The 15,793-nt window shown below is 67.3% G+C and carries 19 protein-coding genes; 9 read left to right on the top strand and 10 right to left on the bottom strand.

Annotated features, from left to right (window positions below):
* Positions 1–75: 75 nt before the first annotated feature.
* Both NO931_RS06840 and NO931_RS06845 read right to left on the bottom strand, forming a co-directional pair.
* On the bottom strand, positions 76–474 hold the full coding sequence (locus tag NO931_RS06840) for a 30S ribosomal protein S6e (RefSeq protein WP_256391888.1): 399 nt from the start codon (positions 472–474) through the stop codon (positions 76–78).
* 92 nt (positions 475–566) lie between these two features.
* Complete coding sequence (locus NO931_RS06845; RefSeq protein ID WP_256391889.1) at positions 567–980, bottom strand: VOC family protein; 414 nt, start codon at positions 978–980, stop codon at positions 567–569.
* 85 nt (positions 981–1,065) lie between these two features.
* On the opposite strand from NO931_RS06845, the gene NO931_RS06850 reads away from it, so the two are divergent.
* The 3 genes from NO931_RS06850 to NO931_RS06860 all read left to right on the top strand — a co-directional run bounded on the left by NO931_RS06850 (position 1,066) and on the right by NO931_RS06860 (position 3,725).
* Entirely contained in the window at positions 1,066–2,310 is a 1,245-nt protein-coding gene (locus tag NO931_RS06850) for an MBL fold metallo-hydrolase (RefSeq protein ID WP_256391890.1), read from the top strand.
* Positions 2,311–2,494: 184 nt separating this feature from the next.
* On the top strand, positions 2,495–3,340 hold the full coding sequence (locus NO931_RS06855) for an AAC(3) family N-acetyltransferase (protein ID WP_256391891.1): 846 nt from the start codon (positions 2,495–2,497) through the stop codon (positions 3,338–3,340).
* Positions 3,341–3,419: 79 nt separating this feature from the next.
* Positions 3,420–3,725, top strand: coding sequence for a cupin domain-containing protein (locus NO931_RS06860; protein WP_256391892.1), 306 nt, complete (start codon positions 3,420–3,422; stop codon positions 3,723–3,725).
* A gap of 88 nt (positions 3,726–3,813) precedes the next feature.
* Here the strand turns inward: NO931_RS06860 and NO931_RS06865 are convergent, their stop codons facing one another.
* Positions 3,814–5,718: an ABC transporter ATP-binding protein gene (locus NO931_RS06865; RefSeq protein WP_256391893.1), complete on the bottom strand. Its 1,905-nt coding sequence runs from the start codon at positions 5,716–5,718 to the stop codon at positions 3,814–3,816.
* Positions 5,719–5,950: 232 nt separating this feature from the next.
* Here NO931_RS06865 and NO931_RS06870 point away from each other — a divergent pair, with 232 nt between their 5' ends.
* Positions 5,951–6,805: an aldo/keto reductase gene (locus NO931_RS06870; RefSeq protein ID WP_256391894.1), complete on the top strand. Its 855-nt coding sequence runs from the start codon at positions 5,951–5,953 to the stop codon at positions 6,803–6,805.
* A 25-nt stretch (positions 6,806–6,830) separates the two neighbouring features.
* On the opposite strand, the gene NO931_RS06875 is transcribed toward NO931_RS06870, so the two are convergent.
* Entirely contained in the window at positions 6,831–7,031 is a 201-nt protein-coding gene (locus NO931_RS06875) for a hypothetical protein (protein WP_256391895.1), read from the bottom strand.
* A gap of 264 nt (positions 7,032–7,295) precedes the next feature.
* Here NO931_RS06875 and NO931_RS06880 point away from each other — a divergent pair, with 264 nt between their 5' ends.
* Positions 7,296–8,834, top strand: coding sequence for an aldehyde dehydrogenase family protein (locus NO931_RS06880; RefSeq protein ID WP_256391896.1), 1,539 nt, complete (start codon positions 7,296–7,298; stop codon positions 8,832–8,834).
* Positions 8,835–8,864: 30 nt separating this feature from the next.
* Here NO931_RS06880 and NO931_RS06885 read toward each other — a convergent pair whose 3' ends face one another.
* Complete coding sequence (locus NO931_RS06885; RefSeq protein WP_256391897.1) at positions 8,865–9,188, bottom strand: DUF7521 family protein; 324 nt, start codon at positions 9,186–9,188, stop codon at positions 8,865–8,867.
* Between the two features lie 2 nt (positions 9,189–9,190).
* Positions 9,191–9,535 carry a helix-turn-helix domain-containing protein gene (locus NO931_RS06890; RefSeq protein ID WP_256391898.1) on the bottom strand — a complete coding sequence of 115 codons (345 nt, stop codon included), beginning with the start codon at positions 9,533–9,535 and terminating at the stop codon, positions 9,191–9,193.
* A 105-nt stretch (positions 9,536–9,640) separates the two neighbouring features.
* On the opposite strand from NO931_RS06890, the gene NO931_RS06895 reads away from it, so the two are divergent.
* Complete coding sequence (locus NO931_RS06895) at positions 9,641–10,033, top strand: hypothetical protein (RefSeq protein WP_256391899.1); 393 nt, start codon at positions 9,641–9,643, stop codon at positions 10,031–10,033.
* Here the strand turns inward: NO931_RS06895 and NO931_RS06900 are convergent.
* A complete protein-coding gene (locus tag NO931_RS06900) occupies positions 9,998–11,086 on the bottom strand; it encodes a CNNM domain-containing protein (RefSeq protein ID WP_256391900.1) in 1,089 nt (362 codons plus the stop codon). The two genes, NO931_RS06895 and NO931_RS06900, sit on opposite strands and share 36 nt — an antisense overlap.
* Before the next feature lie 160 nt (positions 11,087–11,246).
* Here NO931_RS06900 and NO931_RS06905 point away from each other — a divergent pair, with 160 nt between their 5' ends.
* Both NO931_RS06905 and NO931_RS06910 read left to right on the top strand, forming a co-directional pair.
* Positions 11,247–12,107: an aldo/keto reductase gene (locus NO931_RS06905; protein ID WP_256391901.1), complete on the top strand. Its 861-nt coding sequence runs from the start codon at positions 11,247–11,249 to the stop codon at positions 12,105–12,107.
* Positions 12,108–12,175: 68 nt separating this feature from the next.
* On the top strand, positions 12,176–12,583 hold the full coding sequence (locus tag NO931_RS06910) for a hypothetical protein (RefSeq protein WP_256391902.1): 408 nt from the start codon (positions 12,176–12,178) through the stop codon (positions 12,581–12,583).
* A gap of 17 nt (positions 12,584–12,600) precedes the next feature.
* Here the strand turns inward: NO931_RS06910 and NO931_RS06915 are convergent, their stop codons facing one another.
* The 3 genes from NO931_RS06915 to NO931_RS06925 form a co-directional block, all read right to left on the bottom strand.
* Positions 12,601–12,885: a DUF6360 family protein gene (locus NO931_RS06915; RefSeq protein ID WP_256391903.1), complete on the bottom strand. Its 285-nt coding sequence runs from the start codon at positions 12,883–12,885 to the stop codon at positions 12,601–12,603.
* A 163-nt stretch (positions 12,886–13,048) separates the two neighbouring features.
* Positions 13,049–14,824: a nitrite/sulfite reductase gene (locus NO931_RS06920; protein WP_256391904.1), complete on the bottom strand. Its 1,776-nt coding sequence runs from the start codon at positions 14,822–14,824 to the stop codon at positions 13,049–13,051.
* 194 nt (positions 14,825–15,018) lie between these two features.
* Positions 15,019–15,333, bottom strand: a complete 315-nt coding sequence (locus NO931_RS06925) for a DUF8134 family protein (protein ID WP_256391905.1) — start codon at positions 15,331–15,333, stop codon at positions 15,019–15,021.
* Positions 15,334–15,650: 317 nt separating this feature from the next.
* Between NO931_RS06925 and NO931_RS06930 the strand changes: the two genes are divergently transcribed.
* Positions 15,651–15,782 (top strand): DUF8595 family protein, encoded by a 132-nt coding sequence (locus NO931_RS06930; RefSeq protein ID WP_256391906.1) that lies wholly within the window; start codon positions 15,651–15,653, stop codon positions 15,780–15,782.
* The last annotated feature ends 11 nt before the right edge of the window (positions 15,783–15,793 follow it).

Raw genomic sequence — 15,793 nt, forward strand, 5'->3', positions numbered from 1 at the left:
AGTCTCTACGAGCCGGTTCGTTCCGGAACACGGCGCCGCGGCTGTCGGGCGTCGACCGACGAAAAAGTCGGGGAGTTACTCCTCGTCCTCGTCGCCTTCGCCGAGCAGCTCCTCGACGTCGGTGGAGCCGCGCTCGGAAATCTTGGCGTTGATCTGGGCGACGGCCTCGCTGACCTCGGCGCCGCGGACGGTGACGCGCTTGCGCTCGCCGTCGCGGGACGGCTCGTAGCCGACGCCGCCGGTCAGCAGCACTTCGCGGAGGTCGGGGCCGTCGACGTCCCCGCGCATCGGGCGTCCGGCGTCGTCCGAGCCGCCGGTGAGTTCGACCGTGTAGCCGTCGAGACCGACGGCGCCGCCGTCGACGTCCTCGCCGATCGATCGGCCGATGAACCGGTTGGCGTCCTGTCCGTCTACGTCGCGCTGGTACGTCGCGCCCGTCTCGGGGTCAGCGACGACGACCTGAAAGCTTGCCATACGCCAAGGGAGCGGGCCGTGACTCAAAAGCGTATTGAAACGCCGTTCGTCGTATCGCCCCTCGCACTACCGGTTCGCTGCCGCTCGGTTCGTCACTCCGGCCCGACGACCTCGACCTTGAGGCCTTCGGGATCCTCGCAGTAGAGCGCGTAGTAGCCGCCGGCGAAGGGGTGCTGGTCCTCGTAGAGCACCGCGGCGTCGTCGCGCTCGCGGACGCCCGCGGTGATCCGGTCGACCCGTTCGCGGGAGCCGGCGTGGAAGGCGACGTGATTCAGTCCCGGCTCCCGCCGGTCGAACGGCCGGTCGGTCCTTTCGGTCGACGCGAGGACGACGTACGTCGGGCCGTTCTGCCACGACCGGCCGCCGTCCCACTCGCGTTTCGGTTCGTACCCGAGTTCGCCCAGCAGCCATCCCCAGAAGTCGACCGACGCGGCGAGATCCGACGCGTACAGTTCGACGTGGTGGAGCTGTCCGGCGCGGTCCGGATCGGCGTGGTCCTCCTGCACGGGTCGTCGCTATCGCTCCGAGTGCAAAGTTCCTCGGCCGCTCGAACCGACGAACGCAAGCCGCTCAGATCGCTTTGCTTCGGTAATGGAACTCCGGTTTCTGGGCGGCGCCCGCGAAGTCGGGCGCAGCGCGATCCTCGTCAACGACTCGCTGTTGCTGGACTACGGCGTCCTGACGGACACCCCGCCGCAGTACCCCGTCGGCGACGTCGAGCCCGACGCCGTCGTCGCCTCGCACGGCCACCTCGATCACGTCGGCGCCATCCCGTCGCTGCTCTCCGGCAGTTCCCGGCCGCCGATCCACTGGACGCCGCCGACGCGCGAACTCGCGCTGACGCTCGCGCGGGACACGCTGAAACTGCACGGCAGGACCCTTCAGTGTCCGTTCACCGAGAACGACGTCCGGCGAGTGACGCAGGTGTCAGAGACTCACGGCTACCGCGAAACGTTCGAGGCCGCGGGCCACGAGGTGACGCTGTTCGACGCCGGGCACATCCCGGGGAGCGCGCACGTGCTCGTCGACGACGGGGAGACACGACTGTTCTACACGGCCGATTTTCACACCGGCGATCAGCGGCTGGTGTCGGGCACGACCGCGCGGCCGGACGCCGACGTCGTGCTCTGCGAGAGCACGTACTCCGACGTCACCCACGAGGATCGGGCGGTCGTCGAGGAGCGGTTCGTCGAGAGCGTCGAGACGACGCTGTGGGAGGGCGGGACGGTCGTCGTTCCGGCCTTTGCCATCGGGCGAACACAGGAGATGCTGCTGATCTGCGACGCCTACGACATTCCCTGTTACGTCGACGGGATGGGCACGGACGTCACCGAGATGCTCCGCCGGCATCCCGAGTTCGTCCGGGACGCCGACGCCCTGCAGCGAGCGACATCTCACGCCCGGTTCGTCACGGGTCGCGACGGCCAGCGCAAGCGCATCGCCGACCAGCAGACCGCGATCGTCACGACGAGCGGGATGCTCTCGGGCGGCCCCGCGATGACGTACGTCCCGGCGATCCGGGCCAATCCGACGAACAAGGTCACGATGACCGGCTATCAGGTCCAGGGGACGCCGGGGCGGGAGCTCCTGGAGACGGGCAGCGCCGAGTTCGACGGGCGCGTGCTCCCGGTCAGCGCGCGCGTCGAGCAGTACGACTTCTCGGCCCACGCCGATCGGAGCGGGATTCTGGACGTGCTCAACGACTACCGCGACGCCGAGATCCTCGTGAACCACGGCGACCGCTGTGAGGCCTTCGCCGAGGAGCTCCGTGCGGCGGGCTTCGACGCGAGTGCGCCGGCGCTCGGCGACGTGCGGGAACTGTCAGCTCATCGTTAATCGCGACCTCGAACGCCCCTCCGTCACCGACCGACGGCGCCCGCGCGAGTTCTATCAGCCCCGGTCTATTTTCGACCCCGTTAGTCGAGAAGTCCCTGATTAGCGCTCCAAACGGGCGTATAAGCGCACAATGACAAAGGAGGGGCGTCCAGTACGGCATCGCATGTTCGAACGTCGGCCGGCGGTGAGACGCCGTAGTATCACCGACGCGGCTCGGACGGCGACGCGGGCCTATCGGGGCGCCCGAGTCGTCGGGAACCGGGCGGTGATGACCGCTCGCCGCCAACTCCGAGAGTCCGATGTCGGCGCCGTCGCCGAGTCGCGACTCGACGCCGTACTCGATCGATACGACGACCACGCGACGGTGTTCGTCCACGTCGGCCTCAGCGACGTCGAGACGGCGTTCGGCTGCGATCCCTACGAGTTCCTGCTGGCCAAGCTCGACGAGCACTTCGAGAGCGTTCTCGTCCAGGGCTTTACGCCCTCTTTCCGGCATCCCGACGTTCGCGTCTATCACAAGGAGTACTCGGTTCCCAAGTACGGGACGTTCTCGTCGCTGTTCATGGAGGACAGCGACTACCGGACGGACGACGCCACGAACTCGATTCAGGTCCGCGGGGAGTACCGCTTCGACGACTGCGACCACCACGATACCTGGTCGCCCGAGGGCTGTTTCGGCGCGCTGGATCGCGATAACGTGCTCTTTCTCGACATCGGTACCGACTGGATTCGGGCGGCGCAGATCCACTACCTCGAAGTCCTGCTGAACGTGCCGTACGTGACGACCGCCGAGTACGAGGGGTACATTTACTACGACGAGGCCGACCACGAGCCCGTGACACAGCGCTCTCACGAATACGAACTCGCGATGACGTGGAATCGCGCGAAGATCCGGCAGTATCTGGAGCGACGCGGCGTCCTCGATCACTACGACTTGAACGGGCTGACACTGTTCGCGTTCCGCGCGCGCGATCTCCGTCACGCCCTCGCGCCCCGCATCGAAGAAGAGCCTTACTTCTTGGTGACGTGAGCGGCCGACGCGCTGGCTCGTAGCCGCTGCCGGCAGCCGAGCCGAAACGGATTCGGCGTCCGACCACGTAGCTCGCGCCGTGCAACGCGCTTCGCTCGACTTCGAGGAGTACTTCGAGGTCGTCTTGGAGACCGACGACGCCCAGGCCGCCGAGATGACCGTCGCCCCCGACCGGACCGTCGGCGGGCCCGACAACCGCCATCCCGACAGCGACCAGTGGCTGTTCGCCGCCTCGGGGTCGGCGCTGGTCACCGTCGAGGGCGAGGACCACCGAGTCGACGCGGGCGATCTGGTCTGTATCGAGGCGGGTGAGGGCCACGAGATCACGAACGACGGCGACGAGCCGTTCGAGACCGTGAACCTCTACGTTCCCCCGCGCTCCTAGAAGTTTCCGTCACCGTAGTCGGCGCCGCCTCCCGGCCGCGTTCGACCCGATTCTGTAGTAGCTGATACGAACGACGAGCAAAGCGCGATCAGATTGCGTCGTCCCCGCCGTCGGCTTCCACCGTCCCCACGTCGCCGACCTGCGCGCGCCAGAGCCGGGCGTAGTGGCCGTCCTCGGCCAGCAGCTCGTCGTGGCTCCCGCGTTCGACCACCGCGCCGTCCTCCAGCACGACGATCGTATCCGCGCCGGTCACCGTCGAGAGCCGGTGGGCCACGGTGAACGTCGTCCGATCGGTCGCCAGCCGATCGAGCGCGCGCTGGATGCGCCGCTCGGTCTCGGTGTCGACCGCGCTGGTCGCCTCGTCGAGCACGAGCACGGCGGGGTCCTGCAGGAACACCCGGGCGAGCGCGATGCGCTGGCGCTGACCGCCGGAAAGCTTGACGCCGCGCTCGCCCACCTCGGTGTCGTACCCGTCCGGAAGTTCGGCGATGAACTCGTGAGCCTCCGCGGCCGTCGCCGCCTCGACCACGGCCTCGTGATCGGCGTCGAACCGCCCGTACCGAATGTTCTCGGCGATCGTGCCGTCGAACAGGAACGTGTCCTGACTGACGTAGCCGACCTGTCGGCGCAGGCTCGCCAGTTCGTACTCGCGGACGTCCCTGTCGTCGACGCGGACCGCGCCGTCGGTCACGTCGTACAGGCGCATGAGCAGCTTGACGAGCGTCGACTTGCCCGCGCCGGTCGGGCCGACGAGCGCGACCGTCTCGCCGGGCTCGGCGTCGATCGAGACGCCGTCGATCACCGTCTCCGCCTCGCCGTCGGCCGTCAGCGCCGAGTCGTACCCGAAGGTCACGCCGTCGTACTCGACGCGGCCGTCGGGGTCGGTCAGCTCGACGGCGTCCTCGGGATCGTGGAGGTGGACCGGGATGTCCGAGAGCCCGAACACGCGCTCGGCGGAGGCTTTGGCGTTCTGGGTCTGGTCGACGATGTTCGAGACCTCCGCCAGCGGCGCGACGATCCGCTGGGTCATGAACACGAACGTGACGAACGTGCCGATCTCGACGGGTTCGGTCAGAAACAGCGGCGTGGCGCCGGTCATCAGCGAGTAGCCGCCGACCAGAAAGGTCGCGGTGAAGGCGACGCCCGCCAGCAGCTCCATCCCGGGTCGGTAGAAGTAGCTCAGCCGCAGCACCGACATCACCCTCCGGTAGAGGTCGTGGGCGGCGTCGTCGACGCGGTCGACCTCGTGGGATTCGCTGGCGGTGGTCTTGGCGAGTTCGACCCCGCTGATGCCGTTCTCGATGCGCGTGTTGAAGTCGGCGACCGACTCCTGGCGTCGGCGGTACCGCGGCGCGATCGCGCGCATGAACCACCACGTGAACCCGACCATCACCGGCACGGCGACGAGCGTCACCAGCGCCAGCTGGGCGTGGAGCTTGAACAGCACGGCGGCGATCCCGGCGACCATCACGACCAGCCGCAGCGAGTTCATCAGCGCGTCGTCGAGGAAGCGTTCGAGGTTCGCGGCGTCGTTGTCGAGGATCGCCATCACCTCGCCGGTCTGCTTGTCGTCGAAAAAGGCCATGTCGAGCCGGAGCAGCTTCTCGAAGCTGTCCGACCGGACGGCGTACATCACGCCGTGGGCGAACTCGTTGCCGACGACGCCGTAGAGCCACGTGAACGCCGCGGTCACCAGAAAGGAGCCGCTGATCAGCGTCACCGAGAACCAGAACTGCGCCTCGGCGCCCGCCGGGATCACCGCCTGCGGGACGAAGATGAGGTCGTAGGCCTGATCGCCGCGGAACAGCGAGTCGATCGCGGCGCCGAGGACGATCGGCGGAACGAGCGAGGCTACCTGCGCGAACACGTTCGCGACCACGCCCAGTACCATCCAGCGCCAGCGCGGGACGCCGTACTCCCGGAACAGCCGGACCAGCGGCCGGTCGACGTGCTCGCGGTAGCGCTCGAACGCGCTGGACTCGTCTGCGCTCATTACAACCGTGCAAGCCTGCGCGTCCCAAAGACCCCGCGGCTTCGAACGGACTTGCCGGAGGCAACGCGGCGCCGTGACGCCATCTCCGCCGCGGCGTCAGGATGCCGCTCCGGCCGCCGTGGCAGGATGCCGCCTCCGCCGCGGCGTCGTGACGCCGCACCGCCGGTGTTCGCCCCCGGTCGACGCCGCCGCTACCCTCAGCCCTAACCGGGCGAGCATCCACAGTGCGAGTATGGTCACAAACGAGAGCGATGTCTTCGAGCTCGGCGGCGAAGATGAGATCCACCGACTGGGGTACGGCGCAATGCGCATCACGGGCGAGGGGATCATCGGCGAACCGGACGACCCCGAGAACGCCCGCGAGGTGCTCCGCCGGGCGGTCGATATCGGCGTCGACTTCATCGACACGGCCGACTCCTACGGTCCCGGCGTCAGCGAGCGGCTGCTCCGCGAGGCGCTGCTCTCGGATCCGGAGTACCGCGACGAGGTGCTCGTGGCCACGAAAGGTGGTCTCCTCCGGAACAAGGGCGGCGACTGGCTCCCGAACGGCGATCCCGATTACTTGCGGGACGCCGCGCTGTCCAGTCTCGACCGGCTCGGCGTCGACGAGATCGACCTCTACCAGTTCCACCGCCCCGACCCGGACACGCCGTTCGAGGACTCCGTCACGGCGATCGCCGAGCTGCAGGACGAGGGGCAGATCCGCCACGTCGGCGTGAGCAACGTCACCGCCGAGCAACTGGACGAAGCGCGCGAGATCACCGATATCGTCACGGTGCAAAACGAGTACAACCTCGGTAATCGCGAGGACGAGGCCGTCCTCGAAGCCTGCGAGGAGCACGGGATCGGCTTCATCCCGTGGTTCCCGCTCGGCGCCGGCGACCTCGGCGACAAGGAGGAGGTTCTCGAGGAGATCGCCGACGCCCACGACGCCACGCGCTACCAGATCGGGCTGGCGTGGCTGCTCGAACACTCCGACGTCATGCTGCCGATCCCCGGCACCTCCTCGATCGAGCATCTGGAGGAGAACGTCGCCGCCTCGGGGATCGACCTGACCGACGAGGAGTACGAGCGGCTGTCGGCGTAGGACGACCAGTGCGCCAGAGGGTCGACTAGCGCTCCCACGCGCTGGGCGCGTAGCCCAGCCGCGCCACGAGCGGTCGATACCCGACGGCGATGACGAAGGCGATCAGTAGCTCTACCCAGAGCCCGACGTCGCCGACGAGCACCCGCACGGCGGTGAGCGCCAGCAGCAACAGTACCACCAGAGCGACGTAGTGGGGAACGAGTTCCAGCAGCTGGTCTCTGTCCATAGGTGCCGTTTGTCTACGATTCGTTAAAACAGTGCGCTCCGCGCTTCGGCGCCCCCAGATTGCGCACGCCCGGGTTCGACGGCGCCGCGTTCGCCGGTGTGTCGACGGCGCCACGTTCGCCGGTGCGTCGACGGCGCCACGTTCGCCGGTGCGTCGACGGCGCCACGTTCGCCGGTGCGTCGACGGCGCCGTGTCCCGCTGGTGCGTCGATCCCGACCATGGGTGGGGTGAATTACTATCACATCGGCGGCCGATGGATCACCTATGAGCCAGACAGCCGACGCGGATCTGCACCGACACTACATCGGCGGCGAGTGGAGCGACGGCGCGGGCGAGGAGACGTTCGACAGCGAGAATCCGGCGACAGGCGAGACGCTGGCGTCGTTCCGCCGCGGCACCGAGGACGACGTCGACCGCGCGCTGGCGGCCGCCGAAGACGCCGAAGACGAGTGGCGCGAGCTCTCCTACATCGACCGCGCGGAGTACCTGTGGGACATCTACCACGAGCTTCGCGATCGCACCGACGAGCTCGGACGAGTAGTCACGAAGGAGTGCGGCAAGGAGATCAGCGAGGGGCGAGCCGACGTGATCGAGGCCTACCACATGGTCGAGTGGGCGGCGGGCAACGCCCGCCACCCCCACGGCGACGTGGTGCCCAGCGAGATCGCCAGCAAGGACGCCTACATGCGCCGGAAACCGCGGGGCGTCGTCGGCTGCGTGACGCCGTGGAACTTCCCGGTCGCGATCCCGTTCTGGCACATGGCCGTCGCGCTGGTCGAGGGCAACACGGTAGTCTGGAAGCCCGCCGAGCAGACGCCGTGGTGCGGCCAGATCATCGCCGAGATGTTCGAGGACGCCGGCATTCCCGACGGCGTGTTCAACATGGTCCAGGGCTTCGGCGACGCCGGCGCGGCGATCACCGAAGACGAACGCGTCGACACGGTCCTCTTTACGGGCTCCGCGGAGGTCGGCCTCGAAATCGCCAGCAAGGTCGGCGGCGAGCCCGGCAAGCTCGCGGCCTGCGAGATGGGCGGCAAGAACGGCATCGTGATCGCCGAGGACGCCGATCTGGACATCGCGGTCCACAGCGCCGTGATGTCGAGCTTCAAGACGACCGGCCAGCGCTGCGTCTCCAGCGAGCGTCTGATAATCCACGAGGACGTCTACGACGAGTTCAAGGAGCGCTTCGTCGAGGTCGCGGAGAAAGTGACCGTCGGCGACCCGCTGGAGGAAGGCACGTTCATGGGACCGGCGATCGAGGCCGAGCACGTCGAGAAGATCCACAAGCACAACGAGCTCGCCCGGAAGGAGGGTGCGAACGTGCTCGTCGATCGCGCCGACCTCGACGCCGACGAGATTCCCGACGGCCACGAGGACGGCTACTGGGTCGGCCCGTTCGTCTACGAGACGGAGTACGACTCCGACCTGCGCTCCCTCCAGGAGGAGTGTTTCGGCCCGCACGTCGCGCTGATCGAGTATTCGGGCGATATGGACCGGGCGATCGAGATCCACAACGACACCGACTACGGGCTGGCCGGCGCCGTCATCAGCGAGGACTACCGCAAGATCCACCAGTTCCGCGACGACGCCGAGATCGGGCTGGCGTACGCGAACCTCCCCTGCATCGGCGCGGAGGTCCACCTGCCGTTCGGCGGCGTCAAGAGTTCCGGCAACGGCTACCCCAGCGCCCGCGAAGTGATCGAGGCCGTGACCGAACGGACGGCGTTCACGCTCAACAACTCGAAGGACATCGAGATGGCCCAGGGCCTCTCGGCCGATATCACGACGCAGGACGACGACTGACCCGCCGCGGTGCGCTGGCCGATCGGCTCGTCAGGGCTCCATCCGAAGCGCGTAGAGTATCGTCAGCAGGCCGACGAGCTGGCTGCTCTGCTGGACGACGAAGGCGACGGTCCGACCGTTCGTCCCGAGCAGTAGCTGCAACGGGAACAGCGCGAGCGGGATGCCGAGGGTCAGAAAGAACCCGAGGGCGATGAACAGCATCGGCCGCGAGTCGTTGCGCTTGTACCCGCGATAGGCCTGGTACGCGATGAACAGCCCGATGACGGCGCCGACGAGGCCACTGAGCTGGCCGAACGCGACGACCCAGTCCGGCGGCCGGAACGTCTCGGTCAGCTGCAGGACGATCAGCTCCACGGTTAGATCCCCTCGATGAGCTGAGTGAACCGGTCGGCGATGTCCTCCCGGCGGTCGACGCTGAGGTGCAACTCGCCGTCGCGAAGCTCGACGGTGATCCGGTCCATGTTCGTCGAGTACACCGTCCGGTGGTGGCCGCCCTCCGGGTCGGGCTCGGTCTGCTCGACCAGCAGGTCGAGCTCCCGAAGGTCCTCCAGGCGTCGGTACACCGTCGGCTTCGAGGCGTCGCAGCGTTCGCTCAACGTGTTCGCTGACATGGGTTCCAGGCTCGTCTGGGTGAGGATCGTCCGGGCCGTCGCGTCCTCCAGCATCGCCGCGACGGCTTCGATCTCGCAGTCCTCACTCACTGTAGGGGAGTCGACGCCCGAATCACATAAATCGGTACCGACGACTGCACGAGCTGAAGCTGCGCTGGCGGTACTACGTCGTTCCGGACCGTTTCTCCGATCGTGATGCCCGCGACCGCCACCTCGAACGACGACGCCGCAGAACCGTTCCTCGACCGCCTCGCTCGGCTGTACCGCCCGCTCCAGAGCACCGCCGTCGCGCTGACCGTCCTGACCGTCGCGGTCGGCGTCTGGGCGGCCGCGACGCTGTCCGATCCGATGACGATCCGCTGGACGCTCGGCGCCGACGGCGGCCTCGTCGCGGACCGCACCGTCGACTCGTTCGTCGGGAGCTTGCTACTCCCGGCGTTCTCGGCCGCCACATTGCTCGTCTGCGCGACGGTGGCTCGGTTCGTCGAGGATCGCGCCGCGGGAGCGCTGGCCTACGGCGTCGCCGCGCTCACTCTCCTCGCACTCTCGGGCTCAGAGCTGCTTCTCGTCTGGCTCAACCTGGGCTGAGTCGTTCGCCTCGTCCATCGGGTCCCGTAGCTCGCCCATCACTTCCTCGACGGCGTCGGTCGTCGTCACGAGGCCGACGACCTCCTCGTCCTCGCGAACGAGCGCGAGTTCCTGGCCGGCCTCCTGGAACCGGTCGACGGCGCCGCTGACCGACTCCTCGGCGTCGACGGTCATCGCGTCGTGCGCGATCGCTTCGAGGTCGACGTTGCCCTCGCCGAACCGCTCCCACTCGCGAGTGAGTTCGGGGACGTAGACGATCCCCTTGAACTCCGAGAGGTCCTCGCCGATCAGCGGGAACCGGGTGTGTGGCGACTCGGTGACCCGGCGGACGTTCTCCGCGGCGTCGATGTCCGTCGAGAGCGCGACGATATCCTCGCGGGAAACCATCACGTCCCGGACCGGCGTCTCGCCGATCGCCAGCGCGCGCATCACCTCGGCCTGCCGCTCTTCCGAGAGCTCCCCCTGTTCGAGCACGTCGTTGAGGCGGTAGTGCAACTCCGCCCGCGACTCGACGACGTCCTCCTCGGCTTCGAGCCACGCGCCGGTCATCTCGACGCCCATCAGCCCGAGCGTCCACTTCGCGACCGTGTCGCCGACGCTGATGATCGGCGAGATGAGCCACGTGAACCAGTACAGCGGGCCAGCGCCGTACCGGCAGACGGTCTTCGAGCGCTCGACGCCGAGGTACGTCGGCGTCTGCTCGCCGTGGGTGAGGTGGACGAGGTTGATGATCAGGAACGCGATGACGGCGCCGGCGCCGATCGACGCCAGCGCCGTGTTCGCGAACAGCGGCTCGAAGATCGCGGCCAGCGCCGGCTCGGCGACGATCCCGACCGCGATGCTGGAGGCCGTGATGCCGACCTGACAGCTCGTCAGGTAGATCTCCAGATCGTCGGTCATGTCCCAGGCGCGCTGGAGCCCCGCCTCGGCGAACTCCGATTCGGGGTACTGGCGCGCCCGCGTGAGCGCGAACTCGATCGCGACGAAGAACGCGTTCGCCAGGATCAGGCCCAACCCGGCGATGATCCGCAGTATGATCCAGAGCGGTTCCATCTCGACCCTCCCTTCGTCGTTGCGACAGGAAAATCCAGGGGTCTTTCGTCGTATCACAACCGACAAGTTCGTCGACCGTCCGAGCGCGTTGCTCTCCCCGGTTCCCCGGTCTTGGCGGCGTATCGCCACGATTTAGACGCCGACTCCCGTTCGGACGCCCATGACCATCGAGGACAGCGGTACCTTCGACATCGGCGGCGAGCTGACGGTCCATCGGCTGGGCTACGGCGCGATGCACCTGACCGGCGAGCACATCACGGGCCCGCCGGCAGACGAGGAGTCGGCCCGCGACGTGGTTCGCCACGCGATCGAGCTGGGCGTCGACTTCGTCGACACCGCCGACTCCTACGGCCCGGCCGTCAGCGAGCGGCTGGTCGGCGAGGCGCTGGCGGGCGCCGCCGTGGCTCGCGAGGACGTCGTCGTCGCGACGAAGGGCGGCCTGATCCGCACGGTCGACGAGGAGTTCGAGTGGGACCGCCACGGCCACCCCGGCCACCTCCAGCACGCCGCCTACTGCAGCCGGGACCGGCTCGGCGTCGACGAGATCGACCTCTACCAGCTCCACCGCGTCGATCCCGAGGTCCCGATCGAAGACTCGGTGACAGCGCTCGCCGAACTGCAGGACGAGGGCGTGATCCGCCACGTCGGCCTGAGCAACGTCGGCGTCGAGCAACTCGACCGCGCGCGGGACGTCTGCGAGATCGCGACCGTCCAGAACCAGTACAGCGTCGTCGAGCGAGACCACGAGCGCGTGCTGGACGCCTGCGAGGAGTACGGCATCGGCTTCATGCCGTGGTCGCCGATGAACTCGGGCGACCTCGGGGCGAAGGCCGACGCGCTCGACGCCGCCGCCGAAGCTCACGACGCGACCCGGCGCCAGATCGCGCTGGCCTGGCTGCTCGAACGCTCGCCGAACCTGCTGCCGATCCCAGGCACGGCGTCGATCGACCACCTGGAGCAGAACGTCGCCGCCGCCGAAATCGAGCTGACCGACGACGAGTTCGCGCGACTGACCGAGTAGCGGCATCGAGACGCCGCTGCGACCGCGGCGCCTGCAACTGTTTTGTCCGCTGCCGTCGTACTATCCGTATGTCGCGCGAGGATCTCACCGACGACGAACGCGACGCGCTTCACGAGTTTCAGCTGGCCGCCGAGTACCTCCAGCGAGCCTACGGCGACTTGCTGGAGTGTCACCACCAGGTCGGCCACGCGATGGACCGGATGTCCGACGCCGAGGAACTGCTTCGCGGCGCCGGCCACGAGGAGCTGGCGGACGAACTCCGCCACGAGCATCTGCCCGCCGGCGCGATTGAGGATAAGTGGACCTACGAGATCGTCGAGTCGTTCCGCGACGGCTTCTACGCTGATCTCACCGACTACGAGGCCGCCGTGCGGGAGGAACTGGCCGACGGTGAGCGCCACATCACCGAGAAGCGACAGCGCGATCAGCTCCGGGAGCGCGCCGACGACGGCCTCGCCGACAGTCCGGGGGAGTAGCTCCCGGCGAATCCGGACTACTCCGACTGCGCCGACTCGACCTTGTCGGCGTGCTTCTCCAGATCGGCCGCCAGCGTCCGGGCCTGCTCGGGCGTCAAGTGGACCTCCTCCATGTGAGCCGGCAGGTATTCTTCGGTCATGTTGTCGAGTTCGAGCTGGAGCTTCACCTCGTCGGGGTTCTTGCGCGGCGAGGTGGCGTTCAGCACCGCCAGCGAGTCGTCCTCGAAGTCCTGTCCGGTCACGGTCGCGTCGATCAGGTCGAACGTCGTGTAGGCGTTGACCTTCATCAGCCGGTCCGTCATGTCCGGAGCGTGGTGCCGGGCGCACTTAGCCCTCGCGACAGTCGGTGGCGAGTCTATAGATCGGGGTCTCGCTGAGCGACAGAAACTGAAAACGGGAGTTACGATCGACCGGAAACGGTGGCGTCAGGGATCCGGCTCGACGCAGACGGGCCCTCGCGACCGATTAATCGTCGGACGGAAGCGGCTCGCCGTCGGCCGTCGCCGGCGCCGGGCTGTCGTCCAGACCGTCCTCTTCGGCGTAGGGGTACCAGGTCTGCTTGGTGTTATGCATGAACGGGTCGTCGTAGCTGGTCTCCTCGGGCTCGACCAGCTCGGCCAGCTCCTCGTCGTCGCGGTCGACGACGAACTCGCGGAACGTCTCGCCGTCCTCGCGTAGTTCGGCGTAGTTCGCGACGAGGTTCTTGATCGCGCCGGGCACCTCGTCCGCGGGCACGCGCTCGGTGACCCAGGAGGCGAACTCGGGGTTCTCGCCGAGGCCGCCGCCGAGGCCGATGTCGAGCGCCTCGACCGGCTCGCCGTCCTTGCGCGTCTTCATCCCACGCAGCGAGACGTCGGCGATCTGGGGCTGGGCGCAGGAGGCCGTGCAGCCCGAGAGGTGGACGTGGAAGTCCTCGAGATCGTCGGGCAGCTCGACGTTGTCCTTGAGCCAGCGGGCGTAGCGCACCTGGCGGTTCTTCGTCTCGACGATCGACAGCGAGCAGAACTCGGTGCCGGTGCAGGCGATCGAGCCGCGCATGAACGGGTGCGGGTCGGGCTCGTAGTCCTCCAGCAGCGGCTCCTCGAGCAGCGCGTCGAGGTTCTCCTCGGGCACGTCGGTGAGGATGACGTTCTGGCGCTGGGTGACGCGAGCCTCGCCGCTGCCGTACTCGTCGGCGATGTCGGCGAGCTCGATCACTTCGTCGGCGCCCATCCGTCCCACGAGGACGTTCAGGCCGACGTAGTAGTTACCGTCCGCCTGCTCGTGGACGCCGACGTGGTCGGCGTGGCCGTGGTCAACGCCGGCGTTGTAGGAGTACTCGTCGCGGTAGTCCTCGCCCGCGGAGTGGAGCTCGAAGTCGACGTACTCCTCCTGGAGCACGTCGCGCATCTTCTCGGTCCCCCACTCGTCGACGAGGAACTTGATGCGGGCGTTGTAACGGTTCTCGCGGTCGCCGTAGTCCCGGAACAGTCCGGACATCCCGCCGGCGACGTCGGTTGCCTGCTCGGGCGTGACGAACACGTCGATGTCGCGGGCCAGGCGGGGCTCGTTGCGCGAGAGACCGCCGCCGACGCGAATATTGTACCCCTCGACCTCTTCGCCGTCGATCTCCTTGGTCGCGGGCTCGAAGGCCAGATCGTTGATGTCGCCCTGACCGCAGCCCTCCGAACAGCCCGTGACGCTGACCTTCCACTTGCGGGGCAGGTTCGCGTAGTCGGAGTTGCCCTTGAACGTGTCGTGGAGTTCGTGGGTCGTCTCGATGGCGTCGACGTGCTCGTGCTTGTCCTTGCCGGCGACCGGACAGCCGACGATGTTCCGCCAGGAGTCGCCGCAGGCCTGCAGGGTAGAGAGACCGACTTCTTCGAGTTCGTCCCAGATATCGGGCACGTCCTCGATGTTGATCCAGTGGAGCTGGATCGCCTGTCGCGTGGTGAAGTCCGCCCAGCCGTTGCCGAACACGGGGTTCTCGGCGGGGCCGGTCGAGTACTTCTTGGCGATTTCGCCGATCTTGCGGAGCTGGCCGGGCTCGAGGATGCCGGCCGGCGGGCCGATCCGCATCATGAAGTAGCTCTCCTGACCGGCGCGCTGGTGGTACAGACCGTACCACTTGAACCGCTCGAACCAGGCGTCGTGCTCGTCGTCCGGGATGGCGTCCCAGCCCTCCTCCGCGAATCGCTCCATGTGGTCACGGATGTCCGTTCCGTAGACCTCGTCTTTCCATTCCTCGACGTCGGTAGGCATGTATACCCTCTCTATACGTCCCCCGCTTAAACGCTCCCGTCTCGCGTCAGTTCTCCCCTCGTCTCGCGCTTACCGGAAAACGTTGCCTGGCAGGGGCTTGCATGCCGCGTGCGGAGGTCTCACACTCTAACGATCGAGCGCTCTGACGCACCTCGGCCGCCGGATTCGGGCGCCGACAGCCTCGACCGGTGCGCTCAGTTCTCGGGTTCGATCAGCGACTGGAACTCGCTCGCCTCGTAGGCGTAGAACTCGCCGTCGACGATCCGCCCGACCGGGAAGTCGTCGATCGAGTCCTGATGACCGCACTCGATGCACTGGCCGATCGTTCCCACGACGACCTCGTGGTGGTCGATCCCCACGTCGTAGAACGACTCCAGCAGGACGTACGCGACCTCGCAGTCACAGAAGTCGTAGTGGGTTAGCGGCCAGATGCCGCTGTTCGAGACAGCCCGCGAATCGTTGATGCTGATCCAGGCTCCGTCGTCGAGCGTCCGCACGGCGACAGTCATTGTTTAAGTACAACGGATCCAGCTACCTTAGCCCCTCGGCGGTCACAAGGATTACCGATGGTATGACGCGACATCTCTGGCAAAAATGGATGACGTGAGCGGAATCGGTCCCGAAACCGACGACCGAGAAACCGGATACGATTTCCGGTACGCGGGAGCCCGGGTAGGGTTTGTTGGTGAAGCTCTTTTTTAAGGTAATCGCGATAATAGAGATGGGTGATGACAGACCGTTCCCGCGGAGAGTCGGCGTCGCGACACGACGCGCCTGCGGACGTCGCGCCGGAGCTCTACGAGGGACACGAGACGGAGGTTCAGCGATGACAAAGGCAACAGCTACTCACGAGACTGACGAAGAAGAGCCGGAGGACGACCATCTCGCGGATATCGAGGAAGGCGCCGGCTGCACGGAGATCTGGGAGCACCTCTCCGAGCAGCGCGACGACGACTGACGCGGTCGACG

Source organism: Natronoarchaeum rubrum (assembly GCF_024494695.1).

Coding starts and splice junctions, on each gene's coding strand:
- NO931_RS06930 (WP_256391906.1), top strand. CDS start 15,651: ATGACAAAGGCAACAGCTACTCACGAGACTGACGAAGAAGAGCCGGAG.
- NO931_RS06895 (WP_256391899.1), top strand. CDS start 9,641: ATGCCCGCGACCGCCACCTCGAACGACGACGCCGCAGAACCGTTCCTC.
- NO931_RS06850 (WP_256391890.1), top strand. CDS start 1,066: ATGGAACTCCGGTTTCTGGGCGGCGCCCGCGAAGTCGGGCGCAGCGCG.
- NO931_RS06915 (WP_256391903.1), bottom strand. CDS start 12,885: ATGACGGACCGGCTGATGAAGGTCAACGCCTACACGACGTTCGACCTG.
- NO931_RS06900 (WP_256391900.1), bottom strand. CDS start 11,086: ATGGAACCGCTCTGGATCATACTGCGGATCATCGCCGGGTTGGGCCTG.
- NO931_RS06865 (WP_256391893.1), bottom strand. CDS start 5,718: ATGAGCGCAGACGAGTCCAGCGCGTTCGAGCGCTACCGCGAGCACGTC.
- NO931_RS06840 (WP_256391888.1), bottom strand. CDS start 474: ATGGCAAGCTTTCAGGTCGTCGTCGCTGACCCCGAGACGGGCGCGACG.
- NO931_RS06870 (WP_256391894.1), top strand. CDS start 5,951: ATGGTCACAAACGAGAGCGATGTCTTCGAGCTCGGCGGCGAAGATGAG.
- NO931_RS06880 (WP_256391896.1), top strand. CDS start 7,296: ATGAGCCAGACAGCCGACGCGGATCTGCACCGACACTACATCGGCGGC.
- NO931_RS06875 (WP_256391895.1), bottom strand. CDS start 7,031: ATGGACAGAGACCAGCTGCTGGAACTCGTTCCCCACTACGTCGCTCTG.
- NO931_RS06905 (WP_256391901.1), top strand. CDS start 11,247: ATGACCATCGAGGACAGCGGTACCTTCGACATCGGCGGCGAGCTGACG.
- NO931_RS06925 (WP_256391905.1), bottom strand. CDS start 15,333: ATGACTGTCGCCGTGCGGACGCTCGACGACGGAGCCTGGATCAGCATC.
- NO931_RS06920 (WP_256391904.1), bottom strand. CDS start 14,824: ATGCCTACCGACGTCGAGGAATGGAAAGACGAGGTCTACGGAACGGAC.
- NO931_RS06910 (WP_256391902.1), top strand. CDS start 12,176: ATGTCGCGCGAGGATCTCACCGACGACGAACGCGACGCGCTTCACGAG.